Raw genomic sequence first — 25,093 nt, 5'->3', positions numbered from 1 at the left:
ACAACTTTAATGCTACTTGTAAAGAAAATGCGGCAGAACGTAAGCTATTTATGGAGTGATAATTTTTTCTGAAATTTTATTTAATCTTTGATTTTATTCTCATTTAGCCTTTTAGACTGTTTAATACACTTCTTTTGGTGCATTATCAAAATCGTCCATTTGCTTTTTTAATGCTTCGTAACTTTCTGTTCTCTTACGTTTTTTTTCTAAGGCTAGTAGTTTTTTATAAAGGTTAGTTTGTTGTTGAGATGAGAGTGGACTATCGTGAGGAAACCATAATTTCATAAATTGAAAATTGAACCAACAATTTGTAACATCTACATTTTCTAGATACAACAGGCAACTCCCTGTCTCATTTGGTATACATTTATCAAAGTCTAGAGGGAGTTCAAAGTTGGTATTTTTCAATTGTAAAATATCTGGTAGAATTGTACCTCTTAACCTTACAATTCCATTAAAGCTTACACTATCGAAAATTAACTGAGTGCCTAATTGAGCTGAATCTAGATTAAGCATTTTAGTAAATTTTACATTTGTGAAAACCAGAGAATCGGTTGCATACATATTATCAAATCTGGCTTCACCCATAATGCTTGTATTGCTAAAAAATGCCTTATTGATTTTACTTTTTAGCAACACAACATCATCTTTAAAAACAGTAGAGTTAAAATAAACAGATTCTGAAAGATTGCTCATCCAGAAAAGCGCTTCATCATTAAAGATGGCATTGGTAAAGTCTAAAACTGAATAGGTATTGATGTATCCGAAATCTGCTTTTTTACTGAAAGTACTATTCAAAAAATTACCTTTTGCCTTAAAGTTTACTTTTTCAAACTTAGTGTCTTCTTTAAAAATCGCATTTGAAAAGATCGCTTCTCGTGTAAATGTGGCATTTTTGAAATCTACTTCATCTTCGAAAACACAGCTATCACATTTAATTAAAAATAAACTTTTGTACCTGTAATTGACAGATCCGGTAAAGGTTCGCCCATTGGTATTGAGTGCAAATTGCGCAAAAGCCGATTGGAGGAATAAGCTTAAAATTATAAGCAAGCTAAAACGCTTGCATACTTGCTTTGCAGTTGGGGTAATGTTGTAAGTAAGAATAGTCATTTCATTATCTTCAGTATATATAATATTACAAAAATTGGTGAATTTTTGGAATCAAAATGAGATAAATTCTATGTTAGATTTTATACTAAATCAAAAAAGGTCAGAAAGTAAATATAACTTCTGACCTTTTTTGAAATTAAGCTCTGTGAACTTAAAGAAGATTATGATCTTTTCTCGAACCAAACGTTTCTGGCTCTGCCATTACTAATATAAATACCAGTGGCTCTACCTCTTTTATCCTTTTTGTATTTAATAATGCTTATTGGATATTTAGCATTGAGCACATCTTTTTTAATGTATTCCACTTCAGAATCTCCATGTCTTGGATGGTGAATTTGCAGTTTATTATCCACTATACTAATCCAGTAAGAAGTTTCTAGTTCTGGGCTGTAGAATTCGCCAACATAGCTTTGTAATTCTTTTGCTGTTGGTTCAGCAGTATCGAACTTAGCAGAAGTTACGGGTTCTTCATCATCTACTTTTACAGAGAGAGTTCCTACTTTTGTATCAAATGTATAGGTGATTTTAGCAGTTGAACCCACAAGTTGAAATTGATCATTTGCAACTGGAATAATTGCTTGACCAGAACGATTGCCTCTCGCGTATTTTAATGTATCATTTTCAACAAAGATTTTTTGTACATAGTTATCTTTATCATTCCAGTAAGAACCTTCGTATTTGGCTAATTCGTCATTAGCTATCTCGATGCCTTTTACCTGAACAATAGGCTCGTAATTTTTAGGAAGATCGAATAAAATATCACTTATTTTTTGAGCGAGTGAACTAGTGCCGGAAGTAGAAAAATTTGTAATAATAATAATGCTTACTTCTTTTTCTGGATAAGCTACAGCAATTGATCTAAAGCCACCAATAGAACCACCATGTTGGATCATCTTTACTCCTTTATACTTATCTACATTTACACCAAAAGCATATTTATTAGGTTTACCATTGTTAAAATTATCTACAGTTTGCATCATTTTAAATGCATCTTCCCAACCTTTTTGCGGAGTAATAAAGTTATTCATCCATTTAGTTAAATCGCTGGTGGTAGAGTGCATGTTTCCAGAGCCGATGTAACCCCAATATTCCACTTCTCTTTTAAAGCCTGCCTTTTTGCTGCCATCATAAGAAGTAGCATTATTTGGTACTATTCTGTTGTACTCATCTTCCACATAAGTGTCGAGCATACCAAGAGGATTAAAAACGGATTTTTGCATCCAGTCAACAAAGTTTTCACCAGTTACTTTTTCGATGATGTTGGCTAAAAACATGAAACCAGTGTTGCAGTATAAGTATTCCTCTCCGGGTTTAAAGTTAAGCTCTTTTTGTTTGAGCATAAACCTATCGAGGTCTTCATTCGTTCTCAAATCATCGCCTCTCCAACCGGCCAAGCCAAGCATTGCATGCAAACTTCTTAAGCCACTAGTGTGGTGAAGCATGTGTCTAATAGTAATGGTTTCTCCGAAATCTGGTAATTCGGGCATGTATTTTCTAATGTCATCATCTACAGAGAGTTTACCCTCTAAATGAAGTAAAACGATGCCTATTGCAGAAAACTGTTTAGAAACAGAAGCAATATTAAATCGAGTGCCAGTAGTGTTTGGCACAAGATATTCGAGGCTTGCTAAACCATATGCACTGTTAAAAATAGGTTTGCCTTTATAAGCAATTTCTACTGCCCCACCCGGATGGTTTGGTGTATTCCAATCCAGAAAAATGCTATCAATTTTATTAAGCTTGCTCTCATCTATCTGCGCAAATAGGTAGTTTGTAAGTAGTAAAGTGAATGTAATTAGGAGAAATCTTTTTTTCATAACCTGTATTGTAATTTTGTGTTTTAATGTAGATAGTTGTTGCATTCATTTTCGAAGCTAAAAATAACAATTTATCTCCAAGGAACTTACATCCAATTCGAAAGCAAAATCAAGCTTATTATAAAAAACCTAAAATTGGTTACAACTTTTTTAATTTACAATGGCTCTATTATATACAAGCTTGTAATGATCTGAAAATAAAATACATTTCTAGAAATAAGATTAGAAATGTACTAAGCTAATTTCAATTCAAATTTTAAGAAACTTATTCTAACACCTTTGCAAGATGTTATTACCCTAGCTATGTTTAAAAAGATAAAGTGTCAAGTAAAATCACAACTATTAAATTCAATGAAACTACGTGTTACTACAAACCTACAAATGATGTTTATCATAATCTCTTTACTTTTATTGAGTATGGGGAGCTTATATGCTAATCATATCAGAGGTGGTTATCTTACCGGAGAAAGAATTTCTGCTAATTCTCTTACATATAGATTTACTGTTTATTTATACAGAGATAATGGAGGTGTACCACCTCAACCGGGTACATTTGAATTTGGTTATTCTAATGCAGAACCAGAGTTGGTTGTTCCAGAATCGTTAGGGTTTATAGACGGCTATACAGACAATCAAGGTGATCCTACAGAAATATTGGTGTATCAAGTGGAGCATACTTTTCCTACAGAAGGTGAATATAAAGTAAGTTATTATGAACAAAATAGAAATCCGGCTGTAAGTAACATGTCTAATTCAGGGAATACAGCTTTCTTTTTAGAGTCGATATTTAATATAAACTCTGCATTGGGAATGAATACTTCACCCCAATTACTTAATAAAATATGGATGTTAGCATACCCAGGTAGAAAATTTACTTTTAATCCAATTGGCTATGATGCAGAAGGCGATAGTCTATCTTATAGATTTACTGTGTGTAAGCAAGGATTAGATGAAGAAGGTAATGCAGTAAATGTAGATAGTTATAAATATCCAGATCATCCTGATTTTAATGGTGAAAGAGAAGATGGCTCGGGGTCTGCTGTTTTTTTGATTGATCCTGAAACGGGTTTAATTACATGGGATGCGCCAGGAGACGTTGGTGAATTTACTTACGCATTTTACATAGATGAATGGAGAGATGGTGTACTAATTAGTTCTATTAATTGTGATTTTCAAGTCATTTCTTCTTTAGTGGAGGATGACATACCTTCTTCATTTACACCAGAAATAGAAAGCCCTTCTGATATTTGTTTAGATTATTACGATTCCGTATCAGATTTTATTCTTATCTCGAAAGCTTATGATTACCAGATAAAAAGTGAATTAATCGATCAGGGGAAGTTAATAATTACAGATAGTAGCTATGTAGAAAATAACGAAATAAGAAACTTACTTAAATTAGATTTAAATAATTTAACTAAAGAAGATATACAAGAAGATTCATATATCATTTCAATAAGTGCCAACAATTTGGTTGAAGTCTCCAAAGAGTGGAAAATTAAAATATTAGGTGAGGCACCTGCAGCACCAATTGGAGAGCGTGGTTTGGATAATAAAACGATTAATCTTTCTTGGGAATCTTACAACGATTCTACTGCTGAAATCATGAGTATTTGGCGTGCTGCGGGTTCTGTGCCAGATAGTATAGATTGTTTTGACTTTGAAGAAGAAGGTGCTGATTTTATTAAAGTAGGCGAAGTTTCAATTAACGATACCACTTTTATCGATTATAATGAAGGAATAGAATTTAAAGCACTTGATTACTATTATGTACTGATTGCCAATTACGCTGAGCCAAGTGGTGGTGAAAGTAAGCACTCCGAAATTTTGACTGTTGAATATACAGGCGACGTAAATAATGCTTCAATTAAAGGCACTGTATTTTACGATGGAAACCAAAATGGGATTTTAGATGATGGTGAAATTGGATTGACTGGTTTTAAATCCACACTGTTACCAGAAAACCTGATAACCATTTCCAATGAAAGCGGAGCAATTAATTATTCTGTTCCTCTAGGTAATTACGATCTGGGTTTAATTTCAGGAGAAAAATGGACATTTACCACAGACAGTACTTACCAAATTAACTTGGAGGAAGATGATGCTACTGATTATTTATTTGGTTTAGTTACTGTTGTTCAAGATACTGCTGTAGTACTAGATATAAATAACCCAAGGGTAAGGTGCCAAGAAGACGTAGTATATACATTGACTTATAAAAATAATAGTTCTTTTACACTAGACCAAAGTGAAATTACACTAAATTTTGACACTAAGTTCACGCTTATAGAAAGCTCTTTAACCCCACTCAGTTTTACGGATAGTACCATTATTTGGCAGATTGAAAATTTGAATCCTACAGAGCAAGGAAAGATAGAAATCACTTTTAAAGCTCCAGACTTCACAAATTTAGGGAACACGGTTGCCAATGAGGTTATTTTTGAAAATGAACTTATTACAGAAGAAAAGACTGTTACTCAAATTGTAAATTGCACTTATGACCCCAATGATAAACTGGTGACACCTACAGGAGTAAAAGGTGAGAATTATACACTCAAAAATGAATTTTTAGAATACACCATTAGGTTTCAAAATACGGGGAATGATACAGCTTATAATATCGAAATTAGAGATGAATTAGATAATGATTTAGATGTGTCAACATTTGAATTGGTGAGCCACAGCGATTCTCTTAACATTGAGATTAATAAATTTAATGAGTTGATCTTTAACTTCGATAATATTTTCTTACCAGATAGCAATGCTAATGAAAAAGCAAGCCATGGTTTTGTAAAGTATCGAATTAAACCAAAAGAAAATCTTCCAGATTTTACTGAGATTACTAACACTGCTTATATCTATTTTGATTTTAATCCGGCAATCGCAACTAATACTACATTAAACACATTGGTTGATTTTATTCCACCAAATGCACCAGAAAGTTTAAGTTATTCTAATGTTTCAGCAACTTCAGTAGATTTAAATTGGATACATGAAGATGATACCGAAACAAGCTTTATTTTAGAAAGGTCAGTAGACTCTTTTTTCTCAGTTATAACAAGTTTCATTTTACCTGCAAATACTACTTCTTATAGAGATACTACTTTAAGTCCAAATACCACTTATTCCTATAGAATGAGAGCGTACAATAATAGCGTTCCATCACCATATAGTAACACATTGACTATTTCTTTGGTTACTTCTACAGATCAGCAGGAAGACAATATTGAGTTTATGGTTTATCCTAATCCGGCAAGTACAATACTTTATATTGCAGCTAGCCATTTTGAGCAAAATAGTTTTGTCTATCTCAGAAATATGGTGGGCGAAGTAGTTAAAACCAAAACAATATCAAGCAATAATCATAGAGATGAAATTCAATTAGATATAGCAAATCTACCAAAAGGATTTTACATGTTAGAATTCCATTCGGGTAATAGAAAATACTTTAAGAAAGTGATTGTTGAGTAAGAATGACAGCCTCCATTTTGGAGGCTTTTTATTTTAATTCGCAGTATCCACCAAAGATTTTCGACTATGAGTTAAAACATACCGCATTCTTTCTATTTGGTTATTTGTGAAAGTATTCATGCAAATATCACTTGTCCAATTCATGTAGTTTTCTATCATTACATCTTCTTGGTTACAACCTTTAAATGAAGTGCAACCAGACACAAAAGTATCTACAGCAGGTGTATCGTCGCAATAGTCGTTGTTATCACAATCTTTACCACCCCATGGATGTAGTAAGCCTAGGTAGTGGCCCATTTCGTGAGTTAATGTTCTGCCAAGGTTATAATCACTTTCAATATCAGATTCGCCGAAATGTGCGTGGTTGATAATAATGCCTTCTGCATAAAATGGCTCTCCCCCACTAAATAGCTCATTGCCGGGTAAGTCGGTATCAGGGCCGGTAGCTTCTCCTAAATAAACATCAATACCAGACTCTGGGAATGGTGCTGTCCAAATGTTTACATATCTTTTATAGTCCCAATAATTAAAATTTGCAAAGTAATCGAAGCCCCAAGCCTCAAGTGGATTATTTACTTCTTGGGAATTTATTCTTACGATTCCATTTGTTGGATTTCCCTCTGGGTCAGTTTGTGCCAGTTTAAACTGTATTCTTGCATCATCACTTATTGGATTTGAGTTAAACCCTCTGGTACCAGCTTTTCTTCTAAAATCGTTGTTTAAACTTTCAATTTGCTTTGCAATTCTATCATCAGATAAGTTTGGGCCTGTTCCTATAGCTTCTCCATTATGGATTATGTGTACAACAACATTAATTTCAAAAATCTTTTGCTCAGGTGATGGGTTAAGTTCTGTTTTCTCTATTGGTTCTGTTTCACATGAGAAAAGACTTATAAAAAGGAGAATGGTTAAAGTATTTTGAGCAGCTTTTTGTAGAATCATAACTTTAAAAAATCATTTCTACAATTGTATTTGAACTGAGCTTAAGATAGAAAAATAGCGGGTGTACAAAATGTGAACAGTAAAGGTTTTTATCACAAAATAGTGGTTATAAGCTTTCTGTTAGGGTTTGTTTTGGCCTTTTAATGACCTAAATGAGCCTTTGAAGGAATTTGGGTATTTATTGAAAAAGTAGTGGATTTTTAAAAATTTCAATGATTTGATATTTAAAATCTCAGAGCTATTTTACAAACTCTGAGATTTCTTAAATTTATCATTCTTCTTTCAAGCCAAAATCGAAGGCAATGATATTACAAAACTTACCTGGAGTTCCATCAGGTTGAGTTGTTAAATAACCGATGGAAACTTGTTGTGTTTCTGTCACTGTAAAATCAAAGCTAAGTTCTGTAACAGGTCTATTAAATACCTGAACTGAGCCCATGGCAGTATTTACCTCTGCTACATTTGGCAAACTATCTCCTACTGCTGCCACCAAATAAGTTTGGTCGGCATCTGTAAGGTTGGTGTCTCTTAATTCTGAAATTTTAAAAGTATAGGTTGCAGGTTCTAATGTAAATGTTTGCCAGATTTTTCCATTGGTAATTGGTGGTGCTCCCCAACCAGATTCAACATTAAATATGTTGCCATTCCATTCGTCCCAACCACCAAAACCATCGTGGCTTTGCACATTTTCGTTAGATTGCCAATCTGCCAAAGTTCCCCAACGACCAGAAATCGCTGATGCAGCAAATGGCACTTTGCTGTTTTTTAATTGAGGAACGACCTTCACTTCGTATTCTTGAAAAGCCACTGCAAACGTATCCAAACTATTTGATGTTGGTTTAAAGATCGTTCTGTACTGAATTGTAGTACTTTTAGTTAAGCCTTCTAGTACAGTAGTGGTTTCTGTAACTGGGGTTTGTATTGTATAAGTAGAATCACCAACAGTATATATTATCTCTGTGTATTCTGCACCAGTAGAAGCATCTATTTGCGCCCAGTTAATGGTGGTGTTCGTCTCATTAAAAATCAAATCTGTAAACAATCGGTTTCCCAATTTTCTGCGATAAGCTTCTCCAAAAGATGAACCTACTGCATTGGTTGGAACAGAAATATTTCCGGCTTCATCGTAAGTATAAATCTCAAAACTGTGTACACCTTCTATTACTTCAAAGGTATTTTCTATATAAGTTTCACCAGAACCTTTATCTATATTAAACTCAACGGAATCTTCATTACTATTCCAAAAAGCTTTGTACTTTACCACATTGGGGTCTGCACTTAAAATCCCAGTTAACTGTACTCTGTTTTTACCCGGAATAATTTCAACGCTTTTCATTTTTCCCGGATAAAGGATTTCTCCTCCTTCAATATATTCCTTAAAACTATCCCACTCTGAGCAAGAAAAAAGTGAAAACACCAAACAGCTTACAGCGAATATCGATAGCTTTATCTTATTAAATATTTTATAGTTTTTCATATGAATATCTTTTAAATGCCCGCATTTGATTTATCTTGGATCACCATAAAACCCTAGTTCATTAATACTTTGTGCAGTACCACCAGCATAGTTTTCTAGACACCTAATTCTGATGTATCTCACTTTTGGGGCATTAATATCTAACTCGAAGTTAAAACCTGCCTCACCAGCAGCTCTGTCTTCTGGTGTATCTTGCCCGTATGGTGAGCCAGATGGCTTTTCTAATGTATAAGCACCTAGCATAATCCAGCTATCGTCTAAAGCGCCATCTAAAGAAGGATTGCTTGAACCATACACTTCGAATTGTTTCATGGTGGTGAGATAGAAAAACTGAGATGGGTTTAACTCTGGAAATGGGCGATACCAAAACCTACTCAATTTTGCGTTTATACCTAAATCGATTGTGATCATATGTGGGTCTGGCCCACCTGCTGTTTGATAAGTAAAACTGGTATAAGGCCAGCCAAGTCTGTCGTCCCAAGCGTACTCTAATCTGGCACCATTTGTAACCTGTGGTGCATCTCCTGGTAATACAAATGCTTCAAAGTTTTCTTTAGAAAGCTCTGTTTCAAAAATAGGCTTTACTGTTTTAGTAAGTGTATCAGTGGTGTTTCCCCATTTATCTTTCACATAGATTTTAAATTGATAATCGAGTGTATCTAACCCTCTAATTTTAGAAGAAATATCGGCTAAAGAGCTATATATACTTTTAAAATGATCTACTTCAAATTCGTTAAACTCATTTCTTTCCAGAATTAAAATGGAGATATCTTCTTCATGTTCGTTGTTTGCACTTAAGTTGTATCCTCCAAATGCATTTATAACATCGATACTTCTAAATACTTTCCAGATTGGCGCTTCTAATGGTTGTATTGTTGCAAATACAGGTTCAGAAGACACTTCACTCCTACTAACAGACACAATTTCAACATCGTGAGTGAGTGTATCGGCAAAGCCTTCTATTAGTAACTCGTCTGAGAAATAAGAAGATTTTGCTTCGTGAACTTCACCGTTAGAAAGCGTATAAGTTGCTTTTACATACAATAGATTACTGTCGTCTGGAAGTGTGTAAGTTATGCGGGCTTTACCCGGAAGATTTTCTACTGTTACTTCTGAAACTTGTTGTGGAATAGTTCCATTTGTAGTGGTAGGTTCTCTAAACTCTAATTCTTCGTCGCATGAGATAATAACAATGGCGACTACGAATATATAAGTCAATATTTTTAATTTATTTACTTTCATTTTCATCAATGCTTTTATTGAAAAAATTAATTACCAAAACTGATTTACTGATAGCTGATTACCACCCGGGGTTTTCAACCAGATTTGGATTTCTTCTTATATCGTAGTTGCCAATTGGCCACAAATAGTCTCGCGGAGTAATAAACTCTTGTGTAAATATTACTCTTTCGGTGTTGTAGGTTTCTGAAGTCTTGCCATAGATGTTTAAACCAGTAATATCTTTGTTTAACTCTTCGGCAGCTTTTTTCCATCTGCGTAAATCCCAGAAACGTTTTCCTTCAAATGCCATTTCGATCATTCTTTCTTGATGGATTATTTCTCTTAGTCCATCTTGCGTTGTGTATTTTGATGGGTTATTGGAATAAGTACTCCACGACTCTGCAACACCTTCTAATCCAGCTCTACTTCTTACTCTATCTAAATATTCGATAGCAACAGTAGAAGCCGGCTCAGCCTCGTTGAGTGCTTCTGCATACATTAAATACAAGTCTGCCATTCTAACTTCTGGCCATGGGTAACTTAACCAACTAGGATCAGTAGAACCTGAAGTCGAAGACTCCCAGTGTACCAGTTTCTTAACAAAATAACCTGTTTCGTTCCAGTTAGTAAAATGACCATAACCGGCAGACTCGGCATTTTTACTTTCGATGTGATAGTTTTCTTGATCATTGCCATTGGCATTTCCGTCTTTCATGTACCACATACCACCATCGAATCCCAAGTCTGCGTAAAAGCGTGGTTCTCGATCAAAATTTAATCGGGCTGTTTCAAAAGAAGGGTAGATATTGAATTTCTCTTCTGTAGTGGCTATTCTTAAAGAAAGATAATCGCTAAAATCCAGTGTTTTATCTTCTTCAATAGGAACCCCATTTTTGGAATAAAACATTTTGGCAATTTTGATTGGGACAGCCCATATTCCTCCTAAAACAAATCTACTGGTTGAGGTGCCTGTTCCTCCAACCATAGGTGGCATCGCCAAGTTATGGTTAAAGAAGTAACTATTAGAAAGCCCCCAAACTACTTCTTCGTTCCACCTTTCGGTTACGGCATTTCTTATACTTAACTGCGTTTTTGTAGTGTCGCTCAAGTTAAGTACATCATTGGTATATTCGTACAAGGCATGTCCGTTTTGTTCGGCAGATTCAATGGCTACTTTAATGGCATCTCTTGCTCGTTCCCACTTTGTTACATCATAAGTAGAATTAAATAATTGTACGCCTTCTTTGTCTGTAAAATTGGCATAATCTGTATTTCCATTAAACAAAGGACTAGCAGCATATAACAATGTTTTAGCTTTTATGGCTAATGCAATGGGTTTGGTAATTCTGCCAAACTCTGTGTTTTCGGCGATAATTCTTTCAGGAAGGTTTTCCAGTGATTCATCTATAGAATTGGTGATAAAGTTTACTACTGAATCAACCGGCATTCTGTGTGCTGTTGGCTCTTCTGTAATTTCTTGTACACCATCCATAATTGGAATAGGACCATACATCCTAAACAAATGATAGTGATAATAGGCATTTAAAAATTTAGCCTCTGCTAACCATCTTGCTCTTTCGTTTAAACTCAAATCTGGAGCATTGTTTTCATCAGATATTTTTTCGATAAAAGTATTACAGTGGCGCATACCTGTGAATATTTTGAGCCAATCGTAACCTGCTCCACCACCTTTGTTGGTGCCTGCCCATTCATTAAAATATGGGTTATCGGTGTTTTGCTGACCCATTGCAATTCTAAATGCGGCATGCCACTGACCTTCTGTAGCTTGTGGTAAAATGATTTCGTCGGCGCCCATCATTCCTACATTATACCAGCCATCTCCATGTTTTGGTAAGTATGAATAGCAGGTAAAAAGATATTTTTCAGCCTCATTTCTTAAAGTAAAGGCATTATCTATAGTTGCAACATTATCGGGAACTATGTTCAAATATTCTTCACAAGAATAGAATATTCCTGATGTGAATAGAAGAATGATAGTGGATAATTTATATATCGGTTTAATAGCGAATTTTCTGAATAGAGTTTTAAATGCCTTTGAGCATTTTTCGCTTGTTTGTATGCTGTTTTTCATAATATAACTCAAATTAGAAGTTAAGTGAAAAGCCTAAGTTGTATGTTGACTGAATCGGATATTTCAAACCGTTTCCTCCCATCTCCACATCCCATAAGTCAAATTTGCTTAGAATAAAAAGGTTGGTGGCAGAGAAATAAACCCTCATGGCTTCTATGCCGATTTTTGGTATTTCGAAATTGTAACCTATATCCACACTTTTTAATCGAATAAAACTACCATTGCGCATCCACCAAGTAGATTGAACATTATTAGAATTAACTAAACCAGTACTAAACCTTGGCCAGAATGCATATAAGTCTCTGTTTTCTTCAGACCAATGATCATCTGCAATAGCTTGCAACAATCCTCTTTGATATACCCTATTTACATTATTTTCATTATAGTCTTGTTGATATTTAAAGAATGGTTGAATGGCATAAGGATCAATAAAGAACGTTGAACGACCAGCCCCTTGGAAGTAGAAATTAAAGTCGAAATCTTTATAAAAAACAGAAGCTCCAAAACCATATATAATCTCAGGTTGAGTAGGAAAACCAATAGGCACTACATCATCAGAATTTACTACGCCATCACCAGTTACATCTCTATATTTGATGTCTCCTGCCTTTAGGTTAGTATAACCAAATTGAACGGGTGAGTTAGCTACTTCTTCATCATCTACAAAAAGCCGTTCTGCAATATAACCCCATTGCTGGTTAAGCGGCTGGCCTATTCTAGATAAATGTGCTAGGTTTTCTTGAAATGCAATTTCATCAATTTTGATGGCTTTACTAGTGGCATAGGTAAAGGTACCTCTTAAACTTATATCCAGATTTCTGTTTATACTTTTATTAATCGTTAAAGATAAATCAACGCCTTTACTTTCTGCCTTACCATAGTTTGATCGTGGTGTAGCCATCAATCCTGTGGCATTATCTGTATAAGAAATTGCTTGAAGTATTTGTGAACGCTCTTGCTTAAATACATCCGCAATTAATTCTATGGAGTTATTAGCTAGGCCTAAATCTATACCTAAATTAACTTGTCTAGATTCTTCCCAAGTAATATCATCATTAGAGTATCTTGATATAGAAACGCCATTTCTGTAATATTCAGCTGCACCATCGTTTTTACCAAATACAGCACCGTAATCACCATTGTTCAAATTTACATTTGAGAGGTAAAGAAATCTTTCGTCTTTTTCGCCTATTTGGTCATTACCTACTACACCATAAGTAGCTCTAAATTTTAGGTTTGAGATTACAGGCAGCAATGGCGCAAAAAAGTTTTCTTTTGAGATATTATATGCCAAACCTGCAGATGGGAAGAACCCAAATCGGTTTTTCTTGGCAAATCGCTCTGAGCCATTATAGCCAAAATTTAGCTCGACCATGTATTTGTCGTTATAACCATAGGTGAATCTACCAGAAACGCCCATATTTCTACTTGGTAAAGATTCGATAAGTGTACCCGGGTTTCCTATTTCGTAATGAGAAATATAAGAAAGTAATAAGCCACCAACAGAATGTTTGGCATTAAAAATTTGGTTATATTCTAAAGCACCTTGTAACCAAAACTGAGACTCTACAGTTTTGTCTCCTTCATTATAATTGAGATATTCTGTACCGGTTGTACCTAGTGAGTTTTGGCCTCCATCGTTTAATACTTGTAGGTTATAATTGCCATCGCTTGGGTTTATAATGGCTTTATAATAGAATGGATTGTAAAAACGATTTTGACTTACAAATGATGTCCTTTTTAAATAAGTCATTCCTCTAAACTTAAGCCCATCTGTTATAAACTTTAAGTCTTGTTTTACCTCCAACTGAGGGTTTAAGTTTGACCTTTTATAGGTTTGGTACCCTTTTACCATCTCGGCATAAGGATTTGCAAATAAAACCCCTGTTTCTTGTTGGTTGTTACTCAAAACTTGTTCTGAACCGAAAAGCGGATGATTTACATAAGGCAACTTTTCTTTTGGGTACACTGCCGGAAACATTACTGGGTTAGAGTTAAGCGCATTATAAAAAGCAGCTCCACCACCATCAATTGGTCCTCTATAATCGTCAAACTGGCCATACACCCTTAAAACTAGTGTTGTGGTGTTAGTAATATCTAAGTCGATATTTGACCTCACAGAGTAATTATTTAAAGTAATGTTGTTGTTAAAATCGTTGATAGGGTCTACTCTTAGAATTCCATTATCGCGATTATAAGTACCTGCAATAAAATATCTGGCTTTTTCGGTACCGCCACTCATGTTTAAGTTAAATGCCTGATTGTATGTATAATCTTTCAGCAGTTGATCTATCCAATTGTTGTCTGGGTACAAATACTGATCATTCCCGGCCATGGTGTTATTAATCTTATTTTGGGTATAAGGCTCAATACCGTTTTCGGTACGTGTAGTATTTGCCTCGTTTTCCAGATTCATATAGGTGATGTTATCAGCCAGATTGAAGTTTTTGGTATTGGTAGAAATCCTGTTTTCCATTCGGAAAAAGAATCTAGTTTTACCTTCTAAACCCAACTTGGTATTGATCAACACTACCCCATTTGCACCTCTAGCTCCATAAATGGAACTTGCTGCTGCATCTTTCAATACCGAAAAATCAGAAATATCATCTGGTTGCAAACGAGCCATATCTGTCACCGTAGATTCAATACCATCTATCAAAATTAGTGGGTCTCTTTTACCTGTTCCAAAAGTGGATAAACCTCTAATAAAGAAAGTAGAATTATCTGTGCCTAAACCTGGCTCACCACTTTGCTGAAAAGAAATTATACCAGAAACACGACCAGCTAATGCATTACTTAAGTTGGAAGATGGCGTTTTTAATTGCTTTACATTTACAGAAGCTACTGAGCTTACCAAACTGGCTTTTCGCTGCTCACCAAATCCAACTACTACGATTTCTTCTAGTTCTTCTAGATCGGCTTTGAGTGAAATATCTATGTTTGTTTGGCTGTTTACTTCTACTTCTTGAGGTATAAAACCAATATAGCTGAATTGCAAAATATCGCCATTCTGAGCCGAAATATTATATTTACCATTTATGTCTGTAGTGGTACCATTCGTAGTTCCTCTAATTACGATGTTTACACCGGGCAATGGTTCTCCATCTTCTTCGGCGATTACAGTTCCAGAAATTCTAATCTGTGGTACCAGTTCTTCTGAAGTTTCTTCTTTTACAGAGAACTCCCACATCTTCCGTCTATCTACAAATATGCTGGAATTAACCCTTTTAAATTTTAGGTTAGTTTGCCGAGCTAAATCTTTTAGCACAGTGGCTAGCGATTCATTTTTTGCCTCAAGAGAGATTTTATCGGTGTCTTTGATAGTACTTTTAAAATAAGCGAACTTAAAGCCTGTTCTCTCTTCTATTTTATCAAGTACATCAGTTAAAGATGTATTATTACATTCGACAGACAAGTAAATATTTTCAATGCTCTGCCCGTTGCCTTCTTCGGCAAGTAGTAGTGTGGCCAGCATACATTGAATTGCAATACCCCAAATTATATATTTGGATACCATAATAATTTGTCTATAAATTTTCAAAATCATATTTTTAATGGATTTAGTGAAAAACTAAGTTGCTAGCCCAGTGTACATCGCCGCCAAGCCAATTGTACATTGGGTTTTTTTATTAAATCAAATCCCGAAAAGATATAGACTTTAACCTGTTGAGTAAGAGTAGTTTAAGTAGTTTTTTCTCATAATCATATTAATTTATTTAAAGTGAATGTTTACAATTTTGCCATTAATTTTATAATCGAACCCAGCTGAAAAGCTGAGTCCTTCTAGTACATTAGAGAGTACTTCGTTTCTAAACATGCCAGAAAATTCTTTTTGTGTCGATTTTTTTCCTTCAAAGCGAAACTCTACACCATACCAGTTTTCTAATTTGTGCCACACTTCGTCAATCGAAGCATTTTTATAGTAAAGTATTCCATCTTTCCACGAAAACATCTCATTAGGGTCAAAGGCAACTTTTTCAAGTTTTTGGTCTCCCACTTCTACCATTTCGTTAGGCAACAAATCTATATTTTGATTATCTGTCGCCACATTCACTTTACCTGTTAAAACAGCAATGTATTCTTTGTTATTTTTAGGTAATGCTCTCACTGCAAATGATGTCCCGAGTACTTTCACTGTTGTTTTAGGTGCAATTACCTTAAAAGGCTTTTTATCGTCGAGTTTTTGTACTTTAAAAAAAGCTTCTCCTTTCATCTTTACAATTCTTTCTTTGCTTTCTAAAAAGTTTGTAGCAAAACTGATAGAAGAATTAGAGTTGAGGTACACCATAGAACCATCTGGCAAAGTGGTCCATTTTTTCATACCCTTCTCTGTGGATATTGTTCTAAATTTTGTGTTATCGGCTATGGAAGTGTTATTTCTTTGGTAAAAAGTGTAGACAGCTATAATAATGAAAGGAAGTACCACTGCGGCTACACGCATTAAAAGTCCTGTATTTATTGTAAAGTTACTTTTTGGTGATTCTGCTTTGGTAGATAAATGTAGCTTTGTCTGAATCTCATTCCACATTTTTGATTTATCAGTCTCATTGTCGAAATCTTCCTGATGGTCAATGTTTTGCCACACATCTTTAACATAATCTGCTACATCAGATTTATTGGATTCTTCTGCCATCCATTCATGAAAAGCGGCTAATTCATCTTCTGTACAGGTTCCGTTTTGTACTTTGCGTAATAATTTCTCGATAGTTTGCGGTGCCATTTCTTTGTGTTTATTATAAATACACCGATTATGAAACTACCCCCCAAAAGAATTTTAATTTTTTTTAAATTTTATAAAAAAAACACCTTAAAGCTAATTGCCTAAGGTGTTCTAACAGTGTATGTATTGGTACTATAAAGTGAAAATTCTAACTAAGTAATAGGAATAGGCTTAATATAGCAGAAGAATATTCTGCTTTTGTTAAGTATTCACGAATGCTTTTTAAAGCCAAGCCAATCTGATTTTCTACAGTTTTATCGCTAATTCCTAAATGTTTGGCAATTTCTTTATTAGACAATCCCTGCTTTCTACTCATAATAAAGATTTGCTTTCTTTTTTCTGGTAATGTCGAAATGGCTTTGTCTGAAAGTTCTTGTAGTTCTTTATAAACTAAGATGTCTTGCGCATTTTGCTTGGTTGTGTTGTGCTCAGAAACTATTTCTACATTTCTTATTTTAACCTTAGCTCTAATTTTGTTTAGAATAACTCTTTTGGCTATAATAAATACAAAGCCATTAAAGGAATGCTTCTCATCAATAAGCACTTTTTTATCCCATATTTTCAAGAAAATGTCTTGTACTACTTCTTCTGCCTCTTCTTTATTTTTTAAGAAGTGAAATGCAAATTTAAGAAGATCAGAACAGTATAAATTATAGATGGTTTGGAAAGCATCTACGTCTCCCCTTTTCATCTTTCTGATGTAGTCGATATCAATAGCTAATAATTTCATTTTCATATAATTTCAATACCTCACCACTTCAGTTTAGAGAAGTAGAAAAAGTAAATCGTTAAATAATAATAATGATTATTAGTGATAAATTTAAATTTTTGGTCTTAATTAGAAACTAATTCTTTTAAAGAATGGGAAAATACTGCTAGAGACTTCTTCGTAATTTTAATGCAAAAACTAGTTCTAAGTCGTTTTGAGAGCTGTAAGTCTCGGATAAATACAATTTGAAAAAAAACTGTATTTTTTACACATATTTTTTCATCTCAACAGGAAATTAGAGAGGAAAAGTCTCGTATTAAATTTTACGAGACTTTAATTTTTTGAATTAAGCTTTGCTAATCTGGTTAACTCCTTCGAGTAATTTTTCAATGTCATTTGTACCAATATAAAGGTTTGGTGTTACCCTAATGCCGGCATCTCCACCGGGTAAATCTCTTCTTACTGTAAACACACCAAAGTCTTTATAAAGCCTATTTATGGTTTTGTTTACATCCATATTATTCAATTTAAAAGTGGCAATGGCACAGCTTCTTTCAGGAGCTGTTGGTGTGAGCATTTGTGCATTGGGCATGCTTTCGATCTCTTTAGACCAGTAGTTTTGTAAATATCTCAATCGAGCTTCTTTTACTGGTAGTGTAATCATATTATTAAACTCAGCAGCAATGGGCACAGTAAGGTAAGTGGGTGCTGAGATTGTACCAAAATGCCCAAGTTTATAAATACTGTCTTCTGATTTGGTGTTGTCTCCAAACATGGGGCTCAAATCTTTTATTCTGTCTTTTTTTACGTAAAGCATTCCCATACCAAGTGGAGTACTAAACCATTTGTGGAGGTTTACACCCACGAAATCGCAGCCTAAATCAGGAATTTTAAAATCGAGATGGGCAAAGCTATGGGCTGCATCAACCATTACATCAATTCCCTTTTTCTTAGCCATATCGGAGATAGCTTTTACGGGCATTACTTGCCCGGTTAGGTGGATCATGTGGGTTACAAGTATGCACTTTGTTTTATCTGTAATGGCATCTTCGTATAATTTTACAATCTCGGCATCGCTCTCAGGTATAAATGGAATCTCAATTTTATTAATCTTAATGCCTTTTGTTTTCTCAAGCATTTGAAATGCTTCAATCATACTTGGGTAATCTTGCATGTGCAGAATTACTTCATCGCCAGCTTTTAAAGAAATCCCTTGAATTAAAATGTTAAGCGCTTCGGTAGCATTTCGGGTAATTAATATTTCATCAGCTCCAGTTCCAGAAAACTCAGCCAAAGTTTCCATAATGGGTTTGTAGTCTTCTTTGTAAAAATGATTTCGGGTATAACCTGAGTTTTCTCTGTTTACTTTTTTAATAAATTCGCAGTAGGCATCTACCACCATTTTAGGCTGCACGCCAAATTGCCCATTTTCCAGATTGATAAATTCGTCTGATATATCGTAATGATCTTTTTTAAACTCTTTCCAAAAGGTTTCATCTTTCACTTTGTCAAGGTTGAATTGCCCTTTCCAGTTTTTAGTTTTGGAAGTAAGTTTTTCAAAATCTCGGGCTCCCATTAAAGGCAAAGCCATAGCACCTGTAGTAATTTGTTTCAGTAGCGTTCTTCTTTTCATTTTTTCAATTGGTATGTTGATTTCGACGAAGTGATGATCTGATAGTATTACTATGGCTTATTGGTTTTGGCCTATTTTTATGTTTAGTAAATTTATTAAAATTCTCTCTTAGGTGATGAACTTGAAAAGCATAATATAGCTGTATATGGCAATATCTTGGAAGAATCTGAAACTATAGTTTCGGATTCTAGGAAATGCCGATACTATTTTGGTTTGAATTTTTTAATAGGGTTACCCATCTAAGTCGCAGCACAAATAATTTGACTGTAAGTTTTAGATTTAGCTTCTACCATTCTTTCAAGTAATTTATCCAGAATGGTTTCTCTAAAATTCCTTCGGTTAAATCTAAAGAAATATTCGTTTAGGTAATCATTCAACAACCTTTTATCGCAATAGGAATGTGTGCCTCTCAACCAATTTTTCAAATTCCTAATTTGCAGGTGTAACATGGTGAAGTTTTCACCCTTGTTTGATAACTGTGAACGCATGTTTTTGTATAACTTTTTGATAGGTTTATATCCACTCCATCCATCTGTAACTATGGCTGCTTTTTTACTTATATGATCTTTGAATATAGGATTTAAGCTCTTAGCACTATAGTCTTTTATGGGTTGAGCATACCCTCTACCTGCATTGCCTTCTCTATATTCAATGGCAATCACTACTCTTACTTTTTTGTATGAATGGCTGCGACCTTGTTCTCCTTCTTGGGGAGTACCTATCTCAAACTCATCTACATGCACCTGATCCACTAAGGGAAACTTTTTGCTACTGCTCATAGCCTGTTGCACCTTACGTCTAAATAACCAGGCTGTTGTTTGTCTAACACCAAAACGTTGGGCTAAATGAATACTATTAGCACCTTTTTTATTGGTAACTATCTCATAAACCATGGCAAAGGCTGTGTCTATACCGAATTTTAACTTATGGAATAGGGTATGAGCTGTGGCAGATTCATCATAACCACAAGCTGTGCATCGTTTACTAAAATCTTGTTTGCCTTTACAAAAAGTAGTATGCCTACATTTTCGACAATGGTATCCATCACTCCATTTCTGATCATGTAAATACGCTAAACACTGTTCTTTTGTCCCAAACCTTTTTTTAAATGCTTTTTCTGTTAATCCTTTATCTATTTTCATCTTATATATGCTTATTTTAAGCTAAGATAATCCTGTAGATCGTATGGGTTTTACAACCTTGAGATTTAAATGGGTAACCCTATTTTTTAATTTTAAAGATTCTTAAACTATTAAGGTATGATACAGAAAAGCGAAACGATAAATGAGTTTTATAAAAGAGTTTCTTTAAGAGATGTTGGTGTAGAAACGGAGCCTCAAGCCAATAAAGAATGGGGGCATTTTAATGTGTATAAGCGAAATGAAATTGCTTGTAAAAATTATACGCCTTATAACCGAAGAGACTTTTATAAAATTTCGCTTGTAATCGGTAAAGGTATGCTGTATTATGCAGATAAATGGCTCAAAATTGATAGAAATATTTTACTGTTTTCTAATCCAAATGTTCCATATTCGTGGGAAGCAACTTCCACTGAACAATCGGGTTATTTCTGTCTATTTACAGAGGATTTTGTAACTTCTAATCATCAGAGTGACAGTATTTTGCAATATCCATTGTTTAAGGTTGGAGGAAATCCAGTGTACTTTATAGATGATGAACAAACACAAAAAGTGAGCAAAATCTATGAAGATATGATGGCTGAGATGGAAACAGGTTATAGGTATAAATATGATCTGATAAGAAGTTACATGAACCTGATAATCCACGAAGCATTAAAAATGGAACCGGCAGATTCTTACCTAAAACACAAAAATGCGGCTTCAAGAATTACCTCCATGTTTCTTGAATTATTAGAAAGGCAATTTCCTGTTTCTTTAGAATATACCTTACAGCTAAAAAGTGCCAACGACTTTGCCGACAGGCTTTCCGTACATACCAATCATTTAAACAGAGCTGTAAAAAAAATAACTGGCAGAACGACCACAGAGCACATTACTAGTAAAATCATTCAAGAGGCAAAAGCGATTCTAAACCATACAGATTGGAATATCGCTGATGTGGCTTATTGTTTGGGTTTTGATGATCCCTCCTATTTCAATAACTTCTTTAAAAAGCAAACCAGCATTACGCCTAAGACATTCAGAAATTAAAACAATATAAATTAAAACTGTTTGAATTTTACAATTTTTGGTTTGAAATACTCTACTACTTCAGTTCAACTTGCAAGTACCTTTGGCATATTGAATCACTAACCAAATTGTAATATGAAATACAGGAAATTGGTAAATACCGAAGAGCAACTTTCGGCCATTGGCTTGGGTTGTATGGGAATGAGCTTTGCTTATGGCCCCAGAGACGATAAACACTCCACTGAAACATTAGAGCATGCATTAGAAATTGGATTAAACTTTTGGGATACTGCCGATATGTATGGCATTGGCCATAATGAAGAGTTGGTAGGTAAAGTAGTTCAAAAGAATAGAGACAAGGTTTTTCTCGCTACAAAATTTGGCTTTAGGGTAGATGATGCTTTCGATCCGAAAGACATGAAAACCTACAAAACTTATTTTGATAGCAGACCAGAATATGTAAAACAGGCTTGTGAAGCAAGTTTGAAGCGTTTAGGAATCGATACGATTGATTTATATTATAGCCACCGAGTAGACCCAAATGTTCCTATAGAAGAAACTGTTGGTGCGATGGCAGAATTAGTAAAAGAAGGCAAAGTTCGTTATTTGGGACTTTCAGAAGCTTCACCAAGCTCTTTAAGAAAAGCCAACGCAGTACATCAAATTACAGCATTACAGAGTGAATACTCATTATTTACAAGAGATGTAGAAGCTGAGATTTTGCCAACTTGTCGCGAATTGGGCATTACATTTATTCCTTATAGTCCACTTGGTAGAGGTATGCTCACTGGAACCATTAAAGAAGCACCTAAAGGTGATGATGATTTCCGTAGAGGTTTGCCGCGTTTTCAAGAAGAAGCATTTCTCGAAAACAAAAAACTGGTTGATAAACTAGAAGAAATTGCTACTAAAAAATCTACTACTGCTGCTCAGTTGGCTTTAGCATGGTTACTTGCACAAGGCGAAGATATTATCCCGATTCCGGGTACGAAGAAAATCAAGTATTTAGATGAAAATGCTGCATCTGTAGATATTGAACTTAGTGCACAAGAACTCAAAGAAATTACTACGCTATCAGACAATATCAAAGTATTAGGAGACAGATACTCTGAAGGCGCAATGAAATTAGTGAATAATTAATCAATTGCACGGCTAGAAAAGCTGGATGAATTAACCCGGTCTGAAAATCAGACCGGTTTTTTTAGCTCAATTTAAAATCATAAATCTTTTGTATTTGCTGTTGCGCGATTTTTTCAGGAATTATTCTAAGTAGAGTATCTCTCAAACTTGTTGCTATTGGGTTTTGCCAATGAGCTACTTTCCCCATCGTCCATGATTGGTTAACAATGAAATGGGTTCTTTTAACTCTTTTAGCTTCAAATCTTTTGAATGCCTCTTTTACCGAAGAGTTTACTTTTAAACATTCGGCCAAAACTACTGCATCTTCAATTGCTTGGCAGGCACCTTGCCCCATGTTTGGTGTAGTAGCATGCGCAGCATCACCAATTAAAACTAACTCATCAAAAGCATACGTTTTTATTGGTTTTAAATCGTGTAAATCGTTTTGGATAATCTCTCCTATTTGCCCTTGTTCTAAAACTTGAGTTATCTCTTCGTGATAATCTTTAAAGTTCTTTTTAATATCAGATAACGAGAAATTTTTAGCCCAATCACTGTTTTCTACGGCATCCATCACTGCAAACCAATACACTTGATTATCATTAATTGGAGTAATGCCAAACCTGCCATTTTTACCCCAAGTCTCAGTTGTTTCAGTGAGTTTTAAGGTAGAATTTTCTGCTATTCCTCTCCAACATGTGTAACCCGCATAGCGCTTTTCTGCTTTAGGGATCAGCTTTTGCCTAATAGTAGAATGGATTCCTTCTGCTACGATTACATTTTCTGCAACTATCGTTGAACCATCTTCAAAGGAGATTTTATAAGCATCTGGCAAAATCTCAACATCCTTAGATTTCTTATTGTTAATGATTTGATTTTCATCGAGTTGGCTAAACAAAATCTCATGCAATTTTGCCCGGTGTATAGCCACATTCGGAAATGCCTGATTATCCACATTTGTTTGGGTGATCACTTTACCATTTTGAGAAAGAATACTGATGGTACTTAATGGATTACCCGCTTGGGCAATTTCATTATACAAACCAATATGTTTGTAGGCTTTCATGGCATTTATAGCCAGAATAATTCCGGCACCCACAGGTTTAAATTGTGGCGCGGCTTCATACACCTTGGCAACAATGCCTATTCTTTTTAGTGCGATTGCTGTACTTAAACCAGCGATTCCACCACCTAGAATTACAAATGTTTCTTTTATATCTGTGTTCATAATGCGATTTAATTTGAAGACAGCACAAAAGAAATACAAGCAAAGCTCAGAATTTTTTACATATGTTAAATTTTAATTATTGAATACCACTTCTGATTCTACTCAAACTTACTTGCGTAGTACCCAAATAACTGGCTAGATGTTTTAGAGGAATTCTGTTTGAAATTCCAGGATATTTCTTTTCTAGTTCTTGGTAGCGCTCACTGGCACTTAAAAATCGGATTGATTCAATACGTTTTTGGCATTCGAGAAAAGCAAAAATGGCTATTTCTGCTCTAAGCGTTTCTAAGTCTCGATATTTTTTGCACAGCTTTAAAAAAGCCTGATAGTTTAAAGATTGCACTATTGAATCTTCAGTTAATTCCATCGCTTTGTTCGATGGAGTTTGTGTGAACAAGCTTTCTACACCACCCAAAATTTGTCCATCCATAGCAATGTAATCGGTTATATCTTGCCCATTTCGCAAATAATAAACCCTGCCAGAACCTTTTACAATAAAATGCACTTCCCTATCAATTTGCCACAAGTTGAGCAAAACATGTCCTTTGGAGTATTGATGCTCAGTAATTAAATCAACGAGTTGCTCTTGAGATTCTTTAGATAAAGAGCTTAATAGAGACAAGGTTTCTAGCATTTTCATAGATTACACAATTATTTAATAATAAAGTACTGTGTCTATATGTACACTATCAACTCGTGTTACTTTAAACTTCCCTGATGAATTTAGAGAAACTTTTACCCAAACAGTATCAATTTCTCTAGATATAAATGAGATTGTATCATTCATATCATCTTGATCGTAGTAGCTGGCCTGTATAAGTTCCAATGTAGAATCTGTTGACCAATATCCTTTATCATTTTCTTCCCAACCTCCATCTCCACCATTTAGTCCTATAAATGCAACATTTAGAATTTGTAAATTCTTCTTTGATACAGTAATTCCATAATTTAATAAGCAGCAAGATTCATCAGTATATATGATTGAAAAGTAGTAGAAATCATCATATTCTTTAAACTCATTAAAATGGTAAAACATAGGATGGTCTTTTCCTAAATCATCTTTGAAACCATGTGCAATAGGCAAATTAAAAATGTTTCTTTCAAGAAAATCTACAGGAATTTCTGATAAGTGCTCATTTGATTCTGGTATTCTTAAAGAATCAGTTCTTTCAACAGATTCTGACTTTATTAATTCTAAATCAGCTTTAGTTAGAATCCACTCTTTCTTTTCTTTTACATCTCCTACTGTTTCAGGTGTAGATGTTGAAATCGAAGAGTCTTGAATGGTTTCTTTCTGAGTAACTATTTCTTTTGTATTCTCTTTTTTGCTAGAACAAGCAATTATTATTAGTAGAAAGACGATTGAAATTGGTTTCATTTAGCGTAGTTAAAAATGTGAAT

17 protein-coding genes are annotated in these 25,093 nt (G+C 34.5%); 3 read left to right on the top strand and 14 right to left on the bottom strand.

What is annotated here, in order from left to right; all coding sequences use genetic code 11:
* Positions 1 to 120: 120 nt before the first annotated feature.
* Together OQ292_RS30350 and OQ292_RS30345 are read right to left on the bottom strand one after the other, a co-directional pair.
* On the bottom strand, positions 121 to 1,113 hold the full coding sequence (locus OQ292_RS30350) for a pentapeptide repeat-containing protein (RefSeq protein ID WP_284687870.1): 993 nt from the start codon (positions 1,111 to 1,113) through the stop codon (positions 121 to 123).
* 161 nt (positions 1,114 to 1,274) lie between these two features.
* Positions 1,275 to 2,930 carry a serine hydrolase domain-containing protein gene (locus OQ292_RS30345; RefSeq protein ID WP_284687869.1) on the bottom strand — a complete coding sequence of 552 codons (1,656 nt, stop codon included), beginning with the start codon at positions 2,928 to 2,930 and terminating at the stop codon, positions 1,275 to 1,277.
* 351 nt (positions 2,931 to 3,281) lie between these two features.
* Here OQ292_RS30345 and OQ292_RS30340 point away from each other — a divergent pair, with 351 nt between their 5' ends.
* Positions 3,282 to 6,401 carry a DUF7619 domain-containing protein gene (locus tag OQ292_RS30340; RefSeq protein ID WP_284687868.1) on the top strand — a complete coding sequence of 1,040 codons (3,120 nt, stop codon included), beginning with the start codon at positions 3,282 to 3,284 and terminating at the stop codon, positions 6,399 to 6,401.
* A gap of 33 nt (positions 6,402 to 6,434) precedes the next feature.
* Here the strand turns inward: OQ292_RS30340 and OQ292_RS30335 are convergent, their stop codons facing one another.
* The 9 genes from OQ292_RS30335 to OQ292_RS30295 form a co-directional block, all read right to left on the bottom strand.
* On the bottom strand, positions 6,435 to 7,343 hold the full coding sequence (locus tag OQ292_RS30335) for a M43 family zinc metalloprotease (protein ID WP_284687867.1): 909 nt from the start codon (positions 7,341 to 7,343) through the stop codon (positions 6,435 to 6,437).
* Positions 7,344 to 7,614: 271 nt separating this feature from the next.
* A complete protein-coding gene (locus tag OQ292_RS30330) occupies positions 7,615 to 8,820 on the bottom strand; it encodes a DUF4998 domain-containing protein (protein ID WP_284687866.1) in 1,206 nt (401 codons plus the stop codon).
* 30 nt (positions 8,821 to 8,850) lie between these two features.
* The gene (locus tag OQ292_RS30325) at positions 8,851 to 10,062 is read right to left on the bottom strand and encodes a DUF5000 domain-containing lipoprotein (RefSeq protein WP_284687865.1); all 1,212 of its coding nucleotides are present in this window, start codon (positions 10,060 to 10,062) and stop codon (positions 8,851 to 8,853) included.
* 58 nt (positions 10,063 to 10,120) lie between these two features.
* On the bottom strand, positions 10,121 to 12,133 hold the full coding sequence (locus OQ292_RS30320) for a RagB/SusD family nutrient uptake outer membrane protein (RefSeq protein WP_284687864.1): 2,013 nt from the start codon (positions 12,131 to 12,133) through the stop codon (positions 10,121 to 10,123).
* Positions 12,134 to 12,146: 13 nt separating this feature from the next.
* Positions 12,147 to 15,608, bottom strand: a complete 3,462-nt coding sequence (locus tag OQ292_RS30315) for a TonB-dependent receptor (RefSeq protein WP_284687863.1) — start codon at positions 15,606 to 15,608, stop codon at positions 12,147 to 12,149.
* Between the two features lie 237 nt (positions 15,609 to 15,845).
* Positions 15,846 to 16,853, bottom strand: coding sequence for a FecR family protein (locus OQ292_RS30310; protein ID WP_284687862.1), 1,008 nt, complete (start codon positions 16,851 to 16,853; stop codon positions 15,846 to 15,848).
* Positions 16,854 to 17,001: 148 nt separating this feature from the next.
* Positions 17,002 to 17,583: an RNA polymerase sigma factor gene (locus tag OQ292_RS30305; protein ID WP_284687861.1), complete on the bottom strand. Its 582-nt coding sequence runs from the start codon at positions 17,581 to 17,583 to the stop codon at positions 17,002 to 17,004.
* 325 nt (positions 17,584 to 17,908) lie between these two features.
* A complete protein-coding gene (locus tag OQ292_RS30300) occupies positions 17,909 to 19,195 on the bottom strand; it encodes an aminotransferase class V-fold PLP-dependent enzyme (protein ID WP_284687860.1) in 1,287 nt (428 codons plus the stop codon).
* A gap of 239 nt (positions 19,196 to 19,434) precedes the next feature.
* Positions 19,435 to 20,337, bottom strand: coding sequence for an IS1595 family transposase (locus tag OQ292_RS30295; protein ID WP_284687859.1), 903 nt, complete (start codon positions 20,335 to 20,337; stop codon positions 19,435 to 19,437).
* A gap of 117 nt (positions 20,338 to 20,454) precedes the next feature.
* On the opposite strand from OQ292_RS30295, the gene OQ292_RS30290 reads away from it, so the two are divergent.
* Together OQ292_RS30290 and OQ292_RS30285 are read left to right on the top strand one after the other, a co-directional pair.
* Positions 20,455 to 21,366 carry a helix-turn-helix domain-containing protein gene (locus OQ292_RS30290; protein WP_284687858.1) on the top strand — a complete coding sequence of 304 codons (912 nt, stop codon included), beginning with the start codon at positions 20,455 to 20,457 and terminating at the stop codon, positions 21,364 to 21,366.
* A gap of 114 nt (positions 21,367 to 21,480) precedes the next feature.
* Positions 21,481 to 22,485: an aldo/keto reductase gene (locus OQ292_RS30285; RefSeq protein WP_284687857.1), complete on the top strand. Its 1,005-nt coding sequence runs from the start codon at positions 21,481 to 21,483 to the stop codon at positions 22,483 to 22,485.
* Between the two features lie 61 nt (positions 22,486 to 22,546).
* On the opposite strand, the gene OQ292_RS30280 is transcribed toward OQ292_RS30285, so the two are convergent.
* The 3 genes from OQ292_RS30280 to OQ292_RS30270 form a co-directional block, all read right to left on the bottom strand.
* Complete coding sequence (locus tag OQ292_RS30280) at positions 22,547 to 23,692, bottom strand: FAD-dependent monooxygenase (RefSeq protein ID WP_284687856.1); 1,146 nt, start codon at positions 23,690 to 23,692, stop codon at positions 22,547 to 22,549.
* A 76-nt stretch (positions 23,693 to 23,768) separates the two neighbouring features.
* On the bottom strand, positions 23,769 to 24,332 hold the full coding sequence (locus tag OQ292_RS30275; RefSeq protein ID WP_284687855.1) for a Crp/Fnr family transcriptional regulator: 564 nt from the start codon (positions 24,330 to 24,332) through the stop codon (positions 23,769 to 23,771).
* Positions 24,333 to 24,347: 15 nt separating this feature from the next.
* Complete coding sequence (locus OQ292_RS30270) at positions 24,348 to 25,070, bottom strand: hypothetical protein (protein ID WP_284687854.1); 723 nt, start codon at positions 25,068 to 25,070, stop codon at positions 24,348 to 24,350.
* Between the last annotated feature and the right edge of the window lie 23 nt (positions 25,071 to 25,093).

It is taken from the genome of Chondrinema litorale, from assembly GCF_026250525.1.
GTDB classification, from domain to species: Bacteria; Bacteroidota; Bacteroidia; order Cytophagales; family Flammeovirgaceae; genus Chondrinema; species Chondrinema litorale.
Note: the sequence above shows the minus strand (reverse complement) of the source record. Positions and strands in the feature narration are given on the sequence as shown.